Annotated in this window: 19 protein-coding genes; 8 read left to right on the top strand and 11 right to left on the bottom strand. The window is 42.1% G+C overall.

Annotation, left to right across the window (positions count from 1 at the left end):
• Window positions 1-14: 14 nt before the first annotated feature.
• Entirely contained in the window at window positions 15-845 is an 831-nt protein-coding gene (locus TERMP_RS03670) for a helix-turn-helix transcriptional regulator (protein WP_013467010.1), read from the bottom strand.
• Window positions 846-868: 23 nt separating this feature from the next.
• On the bottom strand, window positions 869-2,065 hold the full coding sequence (locus TERMP_RS03665; protein ID WP_237702862.1) for a hypothetical protein: 1,197 nt from the start codon (window positions 2,063-2,065) through the stop codon (window positions 869-871).
• A 194-nt stretch (window positions 2,066-2,259) separates the two neighbouring features.
• On the opposite strand from TERMP_RS03665, the gene TERMP_RS03660 reads away from it, so the two are divergent.
• Window positions 2,260-2,733 (top strand): hypothetical protein, encoded by a 474-nt coding sequence (locus tag TERMP_RS03660; RefSeq protein WP_013467008.1) that lies wholly within the window; start codon window positions 2,260-2,262, stop codon window positions 2,731-2,733.
• On the opposite strand, the gene TERMP_RS03655 is transcribed toward TERMP_RS03660, so the two are convergent.
• The 6 genes from TERMP_RS03655 to TERMP_RS03630 all read right to left on the bottom strand — a co-directional run bounded on the left by TERMP_RS03655 (window position 2,719) and on the right by TERMP_RS03630 (window position 8,747).
• Window positions 2,719-3,981 (bottom strand): ABC transporter permease, encoded by a 1,263-nt coding sequence (locus TERMP_RS03655; RefSeq protein WP_013467007.1) that lies wholly within the window; start codon window positions 3,979-3,981, stop codon window positions 2,719-2,721. The genes TERMP_RS03660 and TERMP_RS03655 overlap by 15 nt on opposite strands.
• A 2-nt stretch (window positions 3,982-3,983) precedes the next feature.
• A complete protein-coding gene (locus TERMP_RS03650) occupies window positions 3,984-5,039 on the bottom strand; it encodes an ABC transporter permease subunit (RefSeq protein WP_013467006.1) in 1,056 nt (351 codons plus the stop codon).
• 127 nt (window positions 5,040-5,166) lie between these two features.
• Window positions 5,167-5,922 carry a sulfite exporter TauE/SafE family protein gene (locus TERMP_RS03645; RefSeq protein ID WP_013467005.1) on the bottom strand — a complete coding sequence of 252 codons (756 nt, stop codon included), beginning with the start codon at window positions 5,920-5,922 and terminating at the stop codon, window positions 5,167-5,169.
• A 31-nt stretch (window positions 5,923-5,953) separates the two neighbouring features.
• The gene (locus tag TERMP_RS03640; protein ID WP_013467004.1) at window positions 5,954-6,718 is read right to left on the bottom strand and encodes a sulfite exporter TauE/SafE family protein; all 765 of its coding nucleotides are present in this window, start codon (window positions 6,716-6,718) and stop codon (window positions 5,954-5,956) included.
• Window positions 6,719-6,734: 16 nt separating this feature from the next.
• A complete protein-coding gene (locus TERMP_RS03635; RefSeq protein ID WP_013467003.1) occupies window positions 6,735-7,736 on the bottom strand; it encodes a M42 family metallopeptidase in 1,002 nt (333 codons plus the stop codon).
• Window positions 7,737-7,745: 9 nt separating this feature from the next.
• Window positions 7,746-8,747: a 2-hydroxyacid dehydrogenase gene (locus TERMP_RS03630; RefSeq protein ID WP_013467002.1), complete on the bottom strand. Its 1,002-nt coding sequence runs from the start codon at window positions 8,745-8,747 to the stop codon at window positions 7,746-7,748.
• 102 nt (window positions 8,748-8,849) lie between these two features.
• On the opposite strand from TERMP_RS03630, the gene proS reads away from it, so the two are divergent.
• From proS to TERMP_RS03615, 3 genes are all read left to right on the top strand, one after another.
• Window positions 8,850-10,292 (top strand): proline--tRNA ligase, encoded by a 1,443-nt coding sequence (gene proS / locus TERMP_RS03625; protein ID WP_013467001.1) that lies wholly within the window; start codon window positions 8,850-8,852, stop codon window positions 10,290-10,292.
• 33 nt (window positions 10,293-10,325) lie between these two features.
• Complete coding sequence (locus TERMP_RS03620) at window positions 10,326-11,924, top strand: carbamoyltransferase family protein (protein WP_013467000.1); 1,599 nt, start codon at window positions 10,326-10,328, stop codon at window positions 11,922-11,924.
• A gap of 85 nt (window positions 11,925-12,009) precedes the next feature.
• The gene (locus TERMP_RS03615; RefSeq protein ID WP_013466999.1) at window positions 12,010-13,179 is read left to right on the top strand and encodes a pyridoxal phosphate-dependent aminotransferase; all 1,170 of its coding nucleotides are present in this window, start codon (window positions 12,010-12,012) and stop codon (window positions 13,177-13,179) included.
• On the opposite strand, the gene TERMP_RS03610 is transcribed toward TERMP_RS03615, so the two are convergent.
• Entirely contained in the window at window positions 13,171-13,815 is a 645-nt protein-coding gene (locus TERMP_RS03610; protein ID WP_013466998.1) for a metallophosphoesterase family protein, read from the bottom strand. The two genes, TERMP_RS03615 and TERMP_RS03610, sit on opposite strands and share 9 nt — an antisense overlap.
• An 86-nt stretch (window positions 13,816-13,901) precedes the next feature.
• Between TERMP_RS03610 and TERMP_RS03605 the strand changes: the two genes are divergently transcribed.
• Both TERMP_RS03605 and TERMP_RS03600 read left to right on the top strand, forming a co-directional pair.
• On the top strand, window positions 13,902-14,264 hold the full coding sequence (locus TERMP_RS03605) for a hypothetical protein (RefSeq protein ID WP_013466997.1): 363 nt from the start codon (window positions 13,902-13,904) through the stop codon (window positions 14,262-14,264).
• Between the two features lie 145 nt (window positions 14,265-14,409).
• Window positions 14,410-14,619, top strand: coding sequence for a hypothetical protein (locus tag TERMP_RS03600; RefSeq protein ID WP_013466996.1), 210 nt, complete (start codon window positions 14,410-14,412; stop codon window positions 14,617-14,619).
• Here the strand turns inward: TERMP_RS03600 and TERMP_RS03595 are convergent.
• Together TERMP_RS03595 and TERMP_RS03590 are read right to left on the bottom strand one after the other, a co-directional pair.
• On the bottom strand, window positions 14,616-15,806 hold the full coding sequence (locus TERMP_RS03595) for a molybdopterin molybdotransferase MoeA (protein WP_013466995.1): 1,191 nt from the start codon (window positions 15,804-15,806) through the stop codon (window positions 14,616-14,618). The genes TERMP_RS03600 and TERMP_RS03595 overlap by 4 nt on opposite strands.
• 42 nt (window positions 15,807-15,848) lie before the next feature.
• Complete coding sequence (locus tag TERMP_RS03590; protein ID WP_013466994.1) at window positions 15,849-16,358, bottom strand: MogA/MoaB family molybdenum cofactor biosynthesis protein; 510 nt, start codon at window positions 16,356-16,358, stop codon at window positions 15,849-15,851.
• 103 nt (window positions 16,359-16,461) lie between these two features.
• On the opposite strand from TERMP_RS03590, the gene TERMP_RS03585 reads away from it, so the two are divergent.
• Window positions 16,462-17,214: a class I SAM-dependent methyltransferase gene (locus tag TERMP_RS03585; RefSeq protein ID WP_013466993.1), complete on the top strand. Its 753-nt coding sequence runs from the start codon at window positions 16,462-16,464 to the stop codon at window positions 17,212-17,214.
• A 125-nt stretch (window positions 17,215-17,339) separates the two neighbouring features.
• The gene (locus TERMP_RS03580; RefSeq protein ID WP_013466992.1) at window positions 17,340-18,476 is read left to right on the top strand and encodes an MFS transporter; all 1,137 of its coding nucleotides are present in this window, start codon (window positions 17,340-17,342) and stop codon (window positions 18,474-18,476) included.
• Window positions 18,477-18,478: the final 2 nt, after the last annotated feature.

Raw genomic sequence — 18,478 nt, 5'->3', positions numbered from 1 at the left:
ATATTTATCCGCTTCTAAAACTTAAGCTCCACCCAGTTTTCCTTCCTCCCCCGGATTATTTTTACTAATCCTTGCTTCTCAAGACGTTTAAACATCCTCCATGCAGTGGTTTTTGGAAGTCCGAGGGCGTTTCTTACTTCAGCCTGGCTTGCTCTACCACCTTTTTCAAGGATATACAGCAATGCGCTTTTTTCTTCGTCATTTAGATCAAACTTCTCCATCTTTTTTAGAAATGCCTCCCGGTCAATTTTAATGCTCTTTGAGGACCTTTTGGAGATCAGCTTTATTCCAATAAACACTGCGCTGATAATCAGAACACTTGTGATGAGATAGTATACCCAATTCTGGGAAGCTTTTTCTACCCCATATCCCAGAGTATATGAGATACTTTGGTTTCCGGGTGGCATAGAGATTACATTTGCGCTTATTGAAAGGGGGATATCGCTAAGATCAACAACTATTGCGTTTTGGGGAAGCACAACCTTAAACGGATAAGGTGAAGAAACGTTTAGAGTCCAAACAAGTCCATGCTTGGAAGTTAAATCAGGAGTGTAATATGAGAGTTTTATAAGTTGAGCATCATCAACATAAATAACCACACTATTCCCAGAAATCTCAAAATTAAGGGGATTGCCATTTTCATCTTCTACAATGAGGTTTTCGTAATTCTCACCTAAAAGAGGGACACTTATTTGAACAGCATAATCACTTGGAATGATTTGATAACTGACTTCAACATACCCATCTCTGTAAATGGTGAGTTCCAATTCAGAAACCGTAAACTCAGCACTGACCAGTGGAATTATAAGCAAGGCGAGACTAATCAGAGTTATGGATTTCTTCATTTACTCACCTCCAAAATAAAAAATCAGGAATGAGAGAGGATAAACTGCTCAACACTGTAAAGGAGCCTCAGTGCAATCCCAAAATGTTCCCTTGCAAGGGCGGGCTTTCTTTCTTTGAGCAGCCTTAATCCTATTTGTAACTCCTGTGCAGCGGTTCTAAGTTCAATTTCAGCCCTTCTTGTATCAACTCCTCTTCTTTTGAGCTCTTGTAATGCTCTGGTATCTTTTCTAATCCTATCTTGCATCTCCCGGAGAAATGCTCCAGCGTCTCTTTTTATTTTCTCTTCAGCGAATTTTTCATGAATTCTATTGAGGCTCCTGAAAAATGCATCAATCTCTGCTTTGTTATTGATTATAACCGTTAAAGCATCTTCCCATTTTTCTTGTTCTGCCAAGCTTTTGACTTCATCATAAATTGCTTTTATCTCCTCAAGCTTATCCTCCGCTTCGGCAGTATCTATTCCTCTAATTTTTGCCTCTTGTATAGCCCTCTCAGCAAAGGCAATACCTCTGCTCGTTCTCGTTAAAAACCCTTTTACAATCCTGTCAGCGTTTGCATAAGCCAGCTCTTTTCTAACTCTCCTCAGTTCTTTGTCGAGCTGCATCTTCTTTTCTTTCGCTACTTGGAGGTCTTCTCGTGCTTTTCCAAAATCTTTTGCCTTAATATCCTCTAACACAACCTTATATGCTTGCTTTGTTTCATTATAAAGCACTGTCAAGTTGCTGACATCAATTCCCTCTTTTTCAGCCATTCTAATGGTTTTTTCAACGAATTTAAAGTATCTGATTGTCCTCTCTATCTCTGCTCTTATCCATTCTCTTGCATCTTCAACTTTTTCTTTTCCTTCTTTTAGCTCCCTTAAAACAATCTTGTAATGGTGCATAGCCGTTAATGCATCGAGTATCGAGTTGTAATAACTGCCGTTGTTAAACTCTTCAAGTGCCTTCTCTTTGTACTCTTTTGCTTTCTCATAATGTATCAATATTGTTGAGTTCTCAGGAAGCTTATCTCTAATGGGTTCAATTCTCTTTTCAGTGAATTTATCCAATCTCATAAGTTGGTTGATAAGCTGTTCTGCAATTATCTGCTCCCTTGTTGCGTTATCAAGGCTTAATTGCTGAATTTCTGTTGTGTTGCTGGCTTCTTCTTGGGCTACACTCAATGGCACTAAACTCCCCAGAAGCAACACCATCAGTGCCCAAGCGATTCTCATGGACATCACCAGATATGAATGGGATTTTGGCTTATTTTAGGAACCCGGTGAAAAGAACGTTTCGAAACGTTCCACTTACTGATTTTGGTTTGCTCTTTTAGTATTTAACTTTTTTGAGCAAGAAAATTCTAAAATTTTGAATTTGAAACAACAAGAAAAAAATAAATACTGCAAAACTAAAATTTGACATGGTGGCATTCTTGAAGAGGGAGCAACTCAAATTTCTCTTAATAAACCTCCTTGCTCTGGCTGTCCTCCAGCCGGGAGCAGTAGCTTTTGCTAACTTTGATGCTCCTTATGGATTTTTAAAAGACCTCTCTGCATGGTTAGAGGCATATATTGGGGTTATGCCTTTAATAGTCATATATGCCGTGTGGGATCGTGAAAAACTTGGAAAGAAAGTAATTGGGGGCTATTTAATATTTACTGCGCTACTGATGTCTTTATCTTACTACCTTTCCAAGCTTGTGGTTGCTGACATAAATCCCAGCTTCTCATTCAAAGACTTCTTAATACTGTGCCCAGTAAGTACTCTGTTGGCTCTTATGCTCTTTATTCCAAGTCTTGTACATATTCACAGGCTCTACTATTCGTATGATTTGCCTCTGGTAATAGCAGAGCTTTTGGTAGTTCTTGCTGTGTTTTTAGTGTACACAAAGCTAAGAGAGAGTTAGGGGTTTATCGATAGATACAACCAGAGCAAAGCCCAAGCTTAAGAATGCCATGGCAAATCCCGGTGAAAGCACCCACCACCAGTACCCCCCGTATAATGCTCCTTGTTGTAAAGCCTCAACAACGAATGAGCCCCAGTTTACGCCAGGTATTAATCCAAAGAAGCCGAAGATTGAAATCAAGGCAACAATTCTTGGCATCAAAAATGTGAAGTACCTAACGCTGTACTCTGAAATCACCGGTAAAATGTGCCTTCTGATGACATGAAATCCCGAAGCCCCCAAAGAGATGCTGGCAGTAACGTGCTCTCTTGACTTTTCTTGGATTGTCATTATCCTGATAGTCTTGGCAAACTTACCTACCAGCAATATCGAGACCAAAAGCATGAACTTTATAGGATTAACTTCAACACGAGCCCCAATGCCCTGCCTCGACATGACCCACGTGAGAACAACGAGGATGGACAAAATTGGAAGGGCTGTAAGAACTTCCAAGAAAAATGTGACTATGGAAGAGAACAGGTTTCTAAAGTAGCCAGAGATTAAGCCGAGCATAAGACCCAAAGCAATTATCATAAATGTTGTGAATAGTGCCAAATAGAGTGTATTAACCATGCCCTTAACAAATCCCGCCCATATATCCCTACCATAGCTGTCAGTTCCAAGCAGTCCATAACTTGTCCCATAAACGATGACTTCTGGAGGGGCTGAGCAGTTGCATAGAACTCTGAAAGTATAAGTGCCCTTTAGTGTGTCAAAATTTGAATCAGCAGAAAAAAGCAGCTCTGTAGGTGTTTTTGTTCCTAAATCAGCGTCAGTTAAGTTGAACCTCTCCCTCAATGCTCTAAAAATTGAGAGGGCAGTTCTATCGTTTGTATTCAAGGTAATATTCTGAAAAAGCATCCCATCATAAACATTAACTAAAATCCCATCCGGTCTCTTTACGTCAATAACATGAAGAGCTGGATGAGATATGATAACCGCAATGTCGTTGGGCTTCTCATCGTATTTATGTTCATAGGTGTAAACATAGGAGCTGTATCCTTGGGATGACCAGTTTAGCTCGGGAGTTAGCTTAACAGTTGAAATCCCTCCTAACCAAACAGGCTTTGCCCTTTTGGGGTAATTGATCCAGTATACTACGTTTTCCCAGTTGTCAAGCTCCTCTTTGGGGACTGAGAAATAACTTGCAATAACAAAAATTGTGAAAAGCGCTAAGATCGCCGTACCAATTTTCTGTCTCCTTCTCATTTTTAACTCACCCTTGGATCTATAACTCCTTTGAGAAATTCAAGAAACAGAGAAACACCGAAAGATATTGTGGCAATTATAAGGGTGGTTGCAAAGAAGAGGTAGAAGTTGAAGGTGATTTGGACACCTACATTTGGTATTATCTCCCTTACAAAGGAGTTTTTGAGCACTAAGCCGAGACCCATCAAACCAAAAAGGTAATCTATGACAAGATAATCCGTAAACATCTCCATGAACTTTTGGGCTGTAAAGCTGCTCAGCACGATTCCAATGTTCCTTAGAATGTGTTTTCTGTAGATGAGCTTTTCTGGAATGCCTTTTGCTCTCTCTGTCTGTATGTAGGGCTGATACATCTCCTTCTGTGTTTCCCTCGCAACTATGCTCATGAACTCCCAAATAAATACCAGAAATAAAGTCATTATGGGAAGAATGAGATGCTTTACCAAATCCACAACATATGCAACGCCATATAGAGGTTTTGGTGTGAAAAGACCGCCTGTAGGAAGGACATTCAGCTTAACAGCAAATATAACTATCAGCAAAACTCCAATCCACCAAGAGGGCAAACCATTGAAGAGTCTTGTTATACCCTCTATAATCTCCAACAGTCTTGGATGATTTGCAAGCTTCATTCCAAAGATAACTCCAAAGGCAACAATTAATGCCACAGAGCTCAGCATTACAGTTAGAGTTACAAGGGTTGCACGAGAAAGACTTAGCTCTCTTTCCTTTCTTTTATCAATTTGTGTCTTTAAAGGCTCTCCTTTATTTAAGAGGAGCTGAATCCCCATGATGAACGGATTTTTTGATAAACCATACTTTTCAAGGAGAAGGTGTTCATAAATATACTCCCAAGGTTCAACACCCTCTTCTGCTGCTTCTCTTTTTATCTGCTCATAAAGAACTGGATTTTTCATTCCAATACCATATGCCGCTAAATCCTTAGCTCTTTCCTTGAGTAGGTGATTAGCAGTGACTCCTGCAGTTAAAACCAAAATCAGCATGACAGTAATGTATATCGCAACAATCTTCCCTAATGCTCTCTTTGCAATCCTCATGGAGCACCTTCATCAATTTCTTTTGTCAGAGTTATAAGATTTTCTGACGAAAATGATAAAACTACAATAACACTTTGTTATAATCTACAGAGAGATAAAACAAAGTAGTGTTTAAAAAGGTTAAATCTCACGGCACAACAAAGCCCAAACCTTTCAAGATCATTCTGATTGCGATTATGAGAAGTATCAGCGAGAATCCCATTTTGAGACGCTCTGGATGAATTTCATGGGCAAGTCTTGCTCCTGAAAAGCCTCCCAGTATTAATCCCGGAGCTAACAATATAGCTTTGTCAAAGTGGACTTGTCCGAGGATATAATGACCAACTGTCCCAGCTAATGCTGTGAAGAACAAAGCAACGCTTGATGTGCCAATAGCATAATGGATAGGAAGCCCCAGAGAGTAAAACAGCGGGACATTTAAAATTCCACCACTTATCCCCAAAAGCCCAGAAGAAAAGCCAGATACAACCCCTATCACTGGAACTTTCCTATAATCAACTTTAACATTTCTTTTTACTGAGGGCGTTTCAGGCTTTTTAATAAGCTTGTATGCGACATATATCAAAGCAAAGCCAAATATCGCACTTAACTGTCTCGTATTTAGGAATGCGGTTATATAAGCACCAAGCAATGCAGATGGAATTGAAAACGCTTCTTTTATTACAACAACTCTAAAGAGAACGTTTTTTCGCCTCAAATGCCCATAAGCAGATGCAAGAGCACTCATGGAGATGCACGCCAGACTCGTTCCGATAGCTTCATGAATAGGCAAACCCAAAAGGGTCAGAACGGGAACTATCAGGAAACCACCGCCAATTCCAAACAGCCCGGCGAACAAGCCTATGAAAAAGCCAATGAATATTATGGAAATGTGCCAAAGCATGAAAAAGAATAAAAAAGAACAATTTTAAAGATTACGGAACCGCAATTCCCAGCCCTTTTAAGATCATTCTCAATGCCAATAGAGCTAAAACCACTGCAAATGCTCTTTTCAGGTTTGAAGCCTTGGTTCTCTTTGCTATTTTTGCTCCAAGCTGCGCTCCAATAATTAGCCCGGGCACCAAAAGAACAAGCCACTGAGCTTCAACGTTTCCCATCATGTAATGCTTAATTGCCCCGCTTGCAGCGGTGAAGACTATTGCAAAGCTTGAAGTCGCAACGGCATAGTGAATTGGCATTCCAAGCCAAACAAGGAATGGAACGTTTATTATCCCCCCTCCCACTCCCAACAATCCGGAGGCTATTCCAGCAAAAAATCCACCAACTGGAACAAGCTTATAGTTTATTTTAACGTCCTCAAGCTTAACTTCACTTGGCTCTGCCGTCTTTTTGCGGTAAATCCTAATTGCAACGAGTATTAACGTAGCGCCAAAGATCACTTTAAGCTGTGCTGGATTCAGCAGAGAGGTCATCCAAGCCCCAATGTATGCTCCGATTATTGCAGTGCTTGCCAATAGCAGTCCTACCTTGTAATGAACTCTTTTCTGCCTGGAATATGCCAAAGCAGAACTAAGCGAAGTAAACACAACAGCCGCTGATGAAGTTCCCACAGCGTGGTGAATTTCAACTCCCAAGAGGTTGAGTGTGGGAACTATCAAAAATCCGCCGCCCAATCCGAAAAGAGCGGCTAATATTCCTATGACAACACCAACTGCGAAATAGCTGATATATCTGAGCAATTAACCACCCCCTGATTTAAAGCTCAAACACTATTGCCTCGATCAGCTTTATCAGGGCATCTAAATCATCCAAGTGAAGCATCTCTACTTCGCTGTGCAAATATTTAATGGGCACGCTTAAAGCAAGAACTTCGCTTTTGTGCTGGAATACTGATGCATCAGTCCCTCCGCCGGTGACACCTATCTGAAGAGGTATCCCGTTCTTCTCGGCTATCCCAACAACCCTCTTTGCGAGTTTTCTTGTGTAAACTGCTGAGTTGTCCACAGCCCTAACCACAGCACCGCTGCCTAATTTAACGTCTCCCGTTAAGAAGGAGCAGCACGCAAAAGAGTCAATGGCAAAGGCAAACTCCGGGCTGTAGTGCTCTGCCAAAAACTTAGCGCCCTTAAGCCCTATCTCCTCCTGCACAGTGAAGGCGAAGATGAACTTTCCATTCAGGTCATGATCAACTAAATCTTTGATCGCCTCAAAGAGTGCAACAGCACCAAAGCGGTCATCAAGGGAGCGAGTTGCAACATAGCGTTTGTTTAAAACAGCAAAGTGCTTTTTGAACACGGCATAATCCAGCGGCTTAACTCCCAGTGATAGAGCCTCCTCCTTTGATTCCGCACCAATATCGATCTCCAATGCATGCCAGGGAATTGTGTCAAACTTCCTCTCGAGGTTGAGGTGAACTGGTGTAACCCCTATAATCCCGTCAAGCTTTCCATTCTCCGTTATCACATCAACGTGCCTTCCAATTAAGAGTCTGTCATCAATTCCGCCGATTTTTCTGAACTTAAGCTTCCCGTTGTTTGTTATGCCCGTAATTAAAAGCCCGATCTCATCTATATGTGCCATGAAAACTGCTTTCTCCTTACCTTCTCCGAGCTCAACTATTAGATTCCCTATTCTGTCGACCTTATAATCCGCAAAAGGCTCAATCCACTCAATCAGCTTTTCCCTAACTTTCTCTTCATATCCAGAAATCCCTGGAATTTGGGTTATCTCTTTGAGCTCTTTAGTAAGGTGCTCCATACTATCACCTCACAGCATCTTTATGCTTTCAATTGGTCTAATTTTTAATACATCTCTATTGACTAAATCTTCCGGTATTTCGCCTTTGAAAACTTTCAGCAGATTTTTAACCGCCTGAATGCCCATATCAAGCATTGCCTCTTTTGATAAGCCCGCATAGTGGGGTGTTAAAACCGTTTCCCATTCTATCTCAAATAATTCACTTTCTTGAACTGGCTCATTCTCAAAGACATCTGTCGCATAACCCTTCAGCTTTCCTTCTTTAAGAGCTTTAATCACAGCTTTTTCGTCAACCAAAACGCCGCGACCAATGTTCACAAGATACTTGCCTTCCATGAGCTTGAGTGTTCTCTCGTTAATTATGTGGTACGTTTCTTTTGTTGCTGGAAGTGCCAGAACAACGATGTCGCTCTGCTTGAGAACCTCCTCAAAGGGCAGATATTTTGCATTAACTTCCTTTTCTATGTCTTCTTTTCTGCTCCTCGACCAGTACAGTATCTCAGTCCCTAATGCTTTGGCTCTTCTTGCTATCGCTTTTCCAATTGCTCCCATGCCGAGAATTCCAACTCTTTTGCCATAAACACTTTCAATATTCTTAAAGCTGCTCCACACAAGTTTTGGAGATTCCCATTTTCCCTGTCTGATAAATTTATCTGAATAGGCTATCTTCCTAAGCAGGGCAATCATTAAGCCAATTGCAAACTCCGCAACAACTTCACTCAAGACTCCGCTCACTTTAGTGACATAGATGCCTTTTTTTGTCGCTGCGTTAATATCAACGTGATCATATCCCGCTGAATGACAGCTTATTACTTTAAGCCTTTCAGCTTTCTCGATGATTTCAGCATCAATTTTGTTAAGGGGTGATATTATAATGCCGTCGTATTGGTGGATTACTTCCATGAGATCTTCTTTCTTAGGGTAAAGCAGAACATCGGCATCACAGTATTTTTTGAGTTCTTCCAGTGGTTTGCTTTTCATCTTGAACAATACAGCCACTTTCGGTTTCATGCTATCACCTTTAGACGTTTATCGAAACGAGCTAATAAATCTTTTTGATTCAAAGCGAAAAATTAAAAACTTCTTCTGAAGTCTTAAGGGGTAGGTGGTGTTATGAAGGTAGAGCGAAACAAATGGCAGAACAACTTCAGCGAGTGGTACAATGAGCTTATTGAAACAGCTGGAATACAAGATAAAAGGTATCCAGTAAAGGGAATGAACATCTGGCTGCCTTATGGCCTTAGGATAATGAGGAACATTGAAAAGTTCATCCATGAGGAGATGGAGAGGACTGGACATCAAGAAGTCCTATTCCCAGCGTTAATTCCAGAAACCGAATTCCAAAAGGAAGCCGAACACATAGCTGGATTTGAGGGAGAGGTATTTTGGGTAACTCATGCAGGTCACGATCCTTTAGATGTGAGATTGATTCTCAGACCTACAAGCGAGACAGCCATGTATTCAATGTTCGCGCTTTGGATTCGCTCTCATGCGGATTTACCATTCAAAATATACCAGATTGTCAATGTTTACAGATACGAGACAAAGCACACAAGACCACTGATTAGAGTTAGAGAAATCAGCAGGTTCTTTGAAGCCCACACAGCTCATGACAGCTTTGAAGATGCCGAGAGGCAGATAAAAGAGGACTTAGAGATATTTGACAACTTGGCTAAGAAGCTTGCATTGCCCTACATAGTCTCAAAGAGGCCAGAGTGGGACAAGTTCCCGGGAGCTTATTATTCCCTCGGTGCGGAGGTTGTAATGCCCGATGGGAGAACTCTGCAGATAGGAACGATGCACAACTACAAGCAGAACTTCGCAAAGGCATACAACATAATGTATGAGAAAGAAGATGGAACCCATGAATATGTCCACCAGACAACCTATGGAATGAGTGAGAGACTTTTAGCCGCGGTCATTGCTGTCCACGGCGACGATAGAGGAATGGTTCTCCCACCAACAATCGCACCAATTCAAGTGGTTATAGTTCCAATTCCAAAGAAGGACTCGCCCTATGATGTCTTTGCATATGCAAGAGAGATTGCCGAGGAGCTTAAAACCGCTGGAATAAGGGTTCATGTTGATGAGAGGGACATAAGGCCAGGAAGGAAGTTCTATGACTGGGAGCTTAAGGGAGTCCCACTGAGGATTGAAGTTGGTCCGAGGGATGTTGAAGGACAAAAGGCTGTGCTCGCAAGAAGAGACACCCTTGAGAAGTTCACAGTTGAGAGAGCTGAGCTCATTGAAAAGGTCAGAGAAACGCTTGATGCAATAATGGATAACCTCTATGCAAGAGCTAAAGAGTTTCTCGACAGCCACATTAAGAGGGTTGACACACTTGAAGAGGCAAAAGAAGTCTTTGAAGACAGAAGAGGGGTCGTTGAAATCCCGTGGTGTGGGGAAGAAAGCTGTGGACTTGAGATGGAAGAAATCCTTGATGCAAAGATGCTTGGAATTCCATATCCAGAGGAAGAGGCAAAAATTGAAGGCAAAAAGTGCGCTCACTGTGGGAAGGATGCAAAATTCATTGCAAGGTTTGCAAGAACTTATTGAACTCGTCTTTTTCTTTTCTCTTGGTGAGTTATCATGATACTTGGAATTCATGACGGCCATGATGCTGGAGCTGTTTTAATTAAAGATGGAGAAATTTATGCAGTTAATGAGGAGAGACTTAATCGAATTAAGCATTACCGCGGCTTTCCAAAATTAAGTGTTCTTAAAGTGCTTGAAATGGGGAATGTAACTCCAGATGAAGTTGAACTCATTGTGATTGCCGGCATCTTTAGAAAGCGCTCCCGTCTTTTGGAGCTTGAAAAGAACTTAGCGAAGATTTTTGGGAGGGATTTCAAGAGAAAAGTTCTCTATGTTGAGCATCACCTTGCTCACGCAGCCTCAGCTTATCTCACTTCCGGCTGGAGAGAGGCGTTAGCTTTAAGCATAGATGCCGCTGGAGATGGCTCAAGCTCATCAATTTACATCTGCAGAGATGGTGAGATGATTAAGATTGCCCAGTCCACTTATCTCGATTCCCTTGGGGATTTCTATGCATCAGTTACGGAGCTTTTGGGATTTAAGCCTATGAGGCATGAGGGCAAGGTAATGAGCCTGGCAGCTTATGGAAAGCCGAGCTATGATTTATCCGCGATAATTGAGCTTAATGGTTTAACCTTCGAAAACCATCTCAAAGTCGTTGGAATTGAGGCAACTAAAAAGCTGGCTGAATTTTTCGGTTTTCCATTTGAAAAAGCTAAGGAAGTTTCTGCCAACTTAAAGAAGGGACAACTCAGCGGAAAATTGGAACAGAAAGCCATTGAGATAGCGGCATCAGCTCAGAAGCATCTGGAAAAAATTGTAGATGAACTTGGGCTTAAGCTTACAAAGCATGGAGTACCCTTGGCTTATGCCGGCGGTGTTGCACAGAATGTTAAAGCAAACATGGTTTTAAGAAGGCACTTCCCAGATTTGTGGGTGTTTCCAGCCATGCATGACGGCGGTTTAGCCTTTGGAGCTGCGGTTTATGTTAAATCACAGCTTGAAAGATTGGATGGTAGATGGAAGCCATTTAAGCTGGAACACGTTTATCTCGGTCCTTCTTACCCTGAGGATGAAATTGAGGAATTTTTGAGAGAGGAAGGAGTCAAGTATGAGGAAATCAGGGCTGTTTCAGGTTTTGTAGCTGATTCCCTAATTGATGGAAAAATTGTTGCATTCTTCCAAGGAAAAATGGAGTTCGGACCGAGGGCTTTAGGCAACCGCTCTATTTTAGCAGACCCAAGAGATGAAAGTATTAAAGAAAAGCTCAATTTGGCTTTGAGGAGAGATGTCTTCCAGCCATTTGCACCTACAATCTTAGAGGAGAGGATTGGGGATTATTTGGTTGACCCATATCCAAACAAGTTCATGACAATGAGCTACTATGCCACAGAGGAGTTCATAAAAACAGCGCCAGCAGTTGTCCATGTTGACGGCACAACAAGACCCCAGACCCTTGAGGAAGAGGATAATCACACGTATTACAACATAATTAAGCACTTTGAGAAGCAGAGTGGGGTTGGCGCCGTGCTGAATACCTCATTTAATATGCATGGTGAGCCAATAGTTTGCTCACCTGAGGATGCGCTGAGAACGTTCAGAAATGCAAAGCTTGACGTGCTGGTTTTGGAGAAGTTTGCTGTTTATTTGTAATTTTTCGACTCTATTTTCCTTAAATCGAATATTTTACAGCGGCAAAATTATAAATCTCAAAGCTGAGTTCATTTTGGTGATTCTCATGGCGCTAAGTGATGTATTAGAGCGTGTAAATCCTTCTGAAATTAGAAAGCTTTTTGATTTGGCTCAGGGTATTGAGGGAATAATCTCATTGGGAATCGGAGAGCCTGATTTTGATACGCCAGAGCATATCAAGGAGTATGCAAAAGAAGCTTTGGACAAGGGGCTAACGCATTATAGCCCTAATGCTGGGATCTCAGAGCTTAGAGAAGCGGTCGCTGAAAAGCTGAAGAGGGATAATGGCATTGATGCAGACCCTAAAACGCAAATTATGATAACTGTCGGCGCTAATCAAGCCTTACTGATGGGCTTTGCAACATTTCTTAAGGATGGAGATGAAGTTTTAGTGCCTTCACCGATGTTTGTCAGCTATGCTCCCGCTGTGATTTTAGCCGGAGGAAAGCCTGTGGAAGTTCCGACTTACGAAGAAAATGAATTTCGCCTGAATGTTGATGAGCTTGAGAGGTATGTAACTTCAAAAACGAGAGCTCTGATACTCAATAGCCCAAACAACCCAACTGGGTCAGTTCTAACTAAAAAAGACCTCGAAGAGATTGCAGATTTTGCAGTCGAGCATGATTTGATTATTTTGAGCGATGAGGTTTACGAGTATTTTGTCTATGACGGCGTTAGGAACCACAGCATTGCCTCCCTTGATGGAATGTTTGAGAGAACCATCACAATAAACGGCTTTTCAAAGACTTTTGCAATGACTGGTTGGAGACTTGGCTTCGTCGCTGCTCCAGAGTGGATTATTGAGAAGATGGTTAGATTTCAGATGTACAATGCAACTTGTCCCGTAACGTTTGTTCAGTATGCAGCCGCTAAGGCTCTGAGAGACGAGAGGAGCTGGAGGGCTGTTGAGGAGATGCGCAGGGAATACGACAGAAGGAGGCAGATGGTCTGGAAGCGCTTAAATGAAATGGGACTGCCAACAGTCAAGCCCAAAGGTGCTTTCTACATCTTCCCACGCATAAAAGACGCCGGACTGACGAGCAAAGAGTTCAGCGAGCTAATGATCAAGGAGGCAAAAGTTGTAGTGGTTCCAGGAAGTGCTTTTGGAAAGGCTGGAGAGGGCTATATAAGGATCAGCTATGCAACAGCTTACGAGAAGCTTGAGGAAGCTATGGACAGAATGGAGAAAGTGCTGAAGGAGAAGGGGTTAGTATAGTGTTATGCTCACCTTCTTTCCTTCATTTATGTCAATCACGGCATAATGTCCTCTGAAAAGAGGACCCGGGTTTACTATAAGCGTCTTTCCAATTTCATCAACTCCCCTCGCTTCGTGAATGTGGCCGCAGATAACTAAAGGAGGCTGTTTCTCCTCTATGAATTTTCTCAAAGCTTTGCTTCCCACGTGAAGCCCAGTAAATGTCTTATCAACTTTTGTTTTGTAAGGCGGGACATGCATAAGCAAAATGTCCCCATCACGGTAGTTTTTGTTTAAGCTCTCCCAGATTTCATCGTCATGGAACTCCCAGATTGTTGAGAAGGGAGTTATGTTTGAACCACCAAATCCCACAATTCCAATTCCATTAATTTCAATTCTCTTATCGTGGAGATTTATTCCAAGTTCCTCAAGCAAATCCAAAACATCTCTGCCATCACAGTTTCCCATTACAGCATACACTGGCTTTTTAAGTTCCAAAAGGTACTTCAAACTTTTTTCAGCGCTGTTTCTGCCTTTAAAATGCGTTATGTCTCCGGCTATAAGAAGAACATCAAATTTTTCATCCTTTATCTTCTCTACAAGCCATTTCACCTTGTTTTCATTACCATGGATGTCTGTTATTGCTATAATCCTCATCTCTTCACCCCCGTACCAATTTAGCAATCAGTCCTTTAAGCGTTAGCCTTAAATCTATGAAAACTTTTTCATAAGTTGGTGAGAGCATGGAAGAGTGGAAGGAGAGACTGAAAGAAGAAGGCTACATTGAGGTGGGGGATTTCATTATAGAAGTTAGTGTGGACTCAGAATGCCCCTGTAAAGATGATGAAGTTTACCCCGTAATAATGATCTATGATAGAAAAACTGAAAGCTGGTACTATGTTGATGAGCCTTTTGACCCTGTGAACAATTTCACCGAGGCGTGGGAGGAAGGAATAAAGGTTCTTGAGGGATATATAAACGGAAAAGAGCCAAGGCTCAAAAGAACTCCAAAGAAATTTGCACCTGACGATGTAATTAAAAGATTTGCAGAAGCCCTAAAAACCCTGGAAAATAAAACAGATTCTCAATCTGAACTCAATGTTTAAAGTTTAAACTTTTAAATCATATATCGAGCACAAAGCCAATATTTGAATTCTTTCCAAATTTTGTGAATTTACCTCCAAATCATGAAAAAAATGTAGAGAAAACCTTATTTAACTAAACACAGTCATTTTTCTTGGTGTTAAAGAAATGGGCACTACTCCTCTCCGCAAGGAGTCTGACCCCATTAAAGAATTAATACCCTGGGCAAGGGATGATGCAATTGTGCAGGCATTTGAGGAAAGGGAGAGAGAAAGGAAGGAAATCTTAGAGATGATTAGGAATTTCCGAGATATATCTTTTCTTCCAGAAGATGCCAGAGAGATATTCGGCAACATAGAAAAGAGGGACAAAAACTAATAAAACACGACTTCAACCTCTTCTCCTTCTAAGTAGCCTTCGCTGTCCTCTGGAATCGTTATGTATCCATTGCTCTCCACTAAAGAGCTTATCAACCCACTTCCACTTTTCCTTATTGGCTTTGCCTTTCCATCCTCATACCAGACCTTAACGAACTCATATCTGCCGAGGGTTGATGAAACCTTTGCTGTCAGCCTTGCTTTAACTTTAGCTGGCTTGAAGTTTGCCCCAACAAGCTTTGCAAGGGCGTATTTAACGAAGAGGTGAAACTGGGCAAATACTGCAACTGGATAGCCGCTCAGTACAAAAACCCTCTCTCCATATCCAACAGGTCTCCCCGGCTTTATTGTGGTTCCATGGAAGAGCAGATTAACGAATCTATGGGCAAAGTCTTTGTCTCCAAATGCACTACCTCCGGTGATCAAAACCAAATCACACTCGCTCTTAGCTTTCTCAAGTTTTTCTCTGATAATGCTTTCATCGTCAGGTAAAATCCCGTAAAACACTGGCTCTCCGAAGTACTGCTTAACTAAGCCCTTCAGCATTATTGAATTGCTTTCCAAAATTTTACCGCTTTCAAGGGCTCTTTCATCGAGCTCTTCGATGAGCTCATCTCCCGTGACAATTATTCCGACTCTTGGCTTTCTCCTAACCTTCACCCTCTTTATTCCAACGCTTTTTAAAAGTGATAGATCTTGAGGTCTGAGTATTTGTCCTTTCCTGAGTATAATTTGCCCCTTCTTTATGTCCTCACCTCTGAAGGCAACGTTCTGTCCCGGAGCAACGGGTCTCAATACGTAGATTTTGTTCCCTTCCCTTTTTACTTGTTCCTGCATGATGACACCATTAGCACCTTTCGGCAGTTTATTCCCTGTCATGAGCTTTACAGCCTTTCCGTGTGTGACCTCTGTCTTGCTCTCCATCCCTGCAGTTATCTCATCTACGACCTCCAATTCAACAGGGGCGTATTCTCTCGCTTGGAAAGTGTCTTCAGCTCTTACAGCATAGCCGTCAACTGCTGAACGGTCAAATGGCGGAGAATCTATCGGGCTTTTCACATCTTCAGCGAGAATCCTTCCAAGGGCTTCATCCAGGCTTACTTCTTCAACATCTGGGATTTCATTAATGTCATTAATCATAAGCTGGAATGCCTCTTTATACGGCATGAGCTTTTTGAATTCGCGCATTTGAATCACCGAATTATTTAATTATGTAACTGTGTAATTGTATCATTCTCTTGCGTGCTTTAGAATGTGGTAAGCCTCCCTCTTAATTATCTCAACCCCGATCTTCACAGCATTCAAGCTGCCCGGCAAGCAAAAGACCACTTTGCTTTCTTTGTCCCTTATGATTCCGGCCGTTGCCCTTGTCAGCACTGCAGCAGTTCCAATTTCTTCAAAGCTTTTCAACCTGAAGATTTCGCCAAAGCCCACAAGCTCCTTGTCGAACAGAGGTTTTATCGTCTCAATTGTGACATCTCTCCTCGTTACTCCTGTTCCCCCTGTTGTTATTACCACGTCGGCTTTGTCAAGAGCCTCAAGCACCGCTTTGAGGATTGCAAGTTTCTCATCAGGAACAATCTTGTAGTAAACGTTTTCATTTCCTACCTTTTTTAATTCTTCAATTATGTAATAGCCGCTTAGGTCTTCCCGTTTACCGACACTTGCAGTGTCACTAACCGTTATAACTGCAAATTTAAACTTTTTGGGAGCTTTTGCCCTGTGCTCCTCGTGGGACATTTTTACACCACCGTTTAACATTATGCAGGAAGGTTAATAACTTTTAGCCTAAGGTTTACCTCAAATTTATAAGAATCCTTTTTCACATTTCTTTGGTGATTCTATGCATGAGCTCTACACCGTTTTAGCTGAATACTACGATGTGATTTACCGACGCAGGGCAAAGCGGGTTGGAGAAGAGATAGACTTCGTTGAGGAAATTTTCAAGAATGATGCAAAAAGAGAAGTCAAGAAGGTTCTTGACTTAGCTTGCGGAACTGGAATTCCAACGGTTGAGCTGGCAAGGAGAGGCTACGAGGTTGTTGGCTTAGATTTGCATGAAGAGATGCTAAGAGTTGCAAGGAGAAAAGCCCAGGAGCTTGGGCTAAATATTGAGTTCATCCACGGCGATGCTCTTGATATAAACTTTGAAAATGAATTCGATGCAGTGACGATGTTCTTTTCAAGCATCATGTACTTCGATGAAAATGCAATTAAACAATTATTCAATTCTGTAATTAAAGCATTAAAGCCAGGAGGAGTATTTGTTGCGGACTGGTCTAATCTATGTTTTTTACAGTTTGATAGAGCTCCGACTATATGGGAAGAGAAGAACGGAGATGAAACAGTAATAACAACAAGCTGGAAGGAAATTGAAAATGCAACCCAAAGGTTTCATTTGAAATATTTAGTTCAAATTTTAAAGCCTAATGGCACTATTAGAGCTTTCCACGTTCACGAGGTTCTTAATGCCTATACCCCCAGAGAGATTCGCCTTTTGGCGGAAAAGTACTTTAGTGAAGTGAAAATTTATGGAGACATGAAGAGAAACTTAGGGAAGAATGCATACAGATTCTGGCTCGTTGGAGTTAGGTAAACTTTTTAAACTCCGAGTTCATCTTTATTCTTTGGTGGTGCCTATCGTCCATCGGAAGACAGGAGAGCGGTCCGAAATGTTCCCGGTTAGGAAAGCGCTACATAGCAACTGGATTAGTAAGTTCCTTGGCTTCGTCAGTTCTTGGCCCGTATCTGAGTCTATGGCTTAAAGGCATTGGTCTGGGCTTTTCTGAGATAGGTTTAACCCAGAGCGTTTCTGAGATTGCACAGCTCATCACTGACTTTCCGACTGGAGGAGTTGCCGACAGGCACGGTAGAGTCAAGACCTATGCCGCTGGAAGCTCCCTCTTTGGTATTGGATTGCTTATCATAGGACTCACACATACCATTTCGGCAGTTCTGGTAGGGGCTACACTTTCGGGTTTTGGCATGGCACTCGTAAGTGGAACATTAGTTCCATGGCTCTATGATGCGTTAAACGACAGAAAATCAGTGCAGCAAACTCTTGGAAAGTTAAAGGCAATTTCAGGACCAGTGAGATTCGCTGGAGGAGTTATTGGCGGTTGCCTTGCCTCGGTCGCTCCAAATCTGCCAGTGCTAACCGCGGGGGTGCTCTCGATAGCCTCTGCGATAATAGCTCTATTTCTGCTGCCCGATAACTGCGGCAACAGAAAAGCAAAATATATGGAGCTGCTTAGAAGAGGGTTGAGGGAAATCAGAAAGAACAGAGCACTTCACTTACTGTTAGCTTCCTCTTTCTTTCTGAGCTTCACTGCAAGAGCATTCTTCACCTTTTGGATGCTTCTGCTGGTTCAACGCGGTCTTCCCAGAGAATATCTTGGAGTGCTCTTCGCTTTACTGCTTCTCTCAACATCTGCAGGAGGTCTGATTGCCCAAAAGCTTGAACCAACATCGAAAACTGCGGCAATGTTGACAGTCCTGCTTGGGACAGAGATTGCCATGCTTGGTATCATTGAAAACTTGGCTATAAGCATTGCCCTGCTCTTTGCGCTTGAGGTAACCCTCAGTGCAAGGTTTCCTGTAATGGCAGTGCTTAGGAACAGCTTTATCCCAAAAGAAGTCCGCTCAACAGTGACTTCAGCGATGAGCACTGTCGGAAGCGGATTTACAGCTATAAGCAATGTGATGGTTGGTGCCTTTGCTGAGAAACTGAGCCTCGGGAAAGCGTATTTTATCGCGGGATCTCTTGGGATGCTGGCGGCACTCCCCCTGCTGGGATTAACCTTTTTAAGTGTCCCTGATGAAAGAGGAAACATGCCTGAAAAAGTTGATGGAGGTTGATA

This window comes from Thermococcus barophilus MP (assembly GCF_000151105.2).
Classification (GTDB): Archaea; Methanobacteriota_B; Thermococci; order Thermococcales; family Thermococcaceae; genus Thermococcus_B; species Thermococcus_B barophilus.
This window is presented reverse-complemented; position numbering and strand designations above follow the sequence as displayed.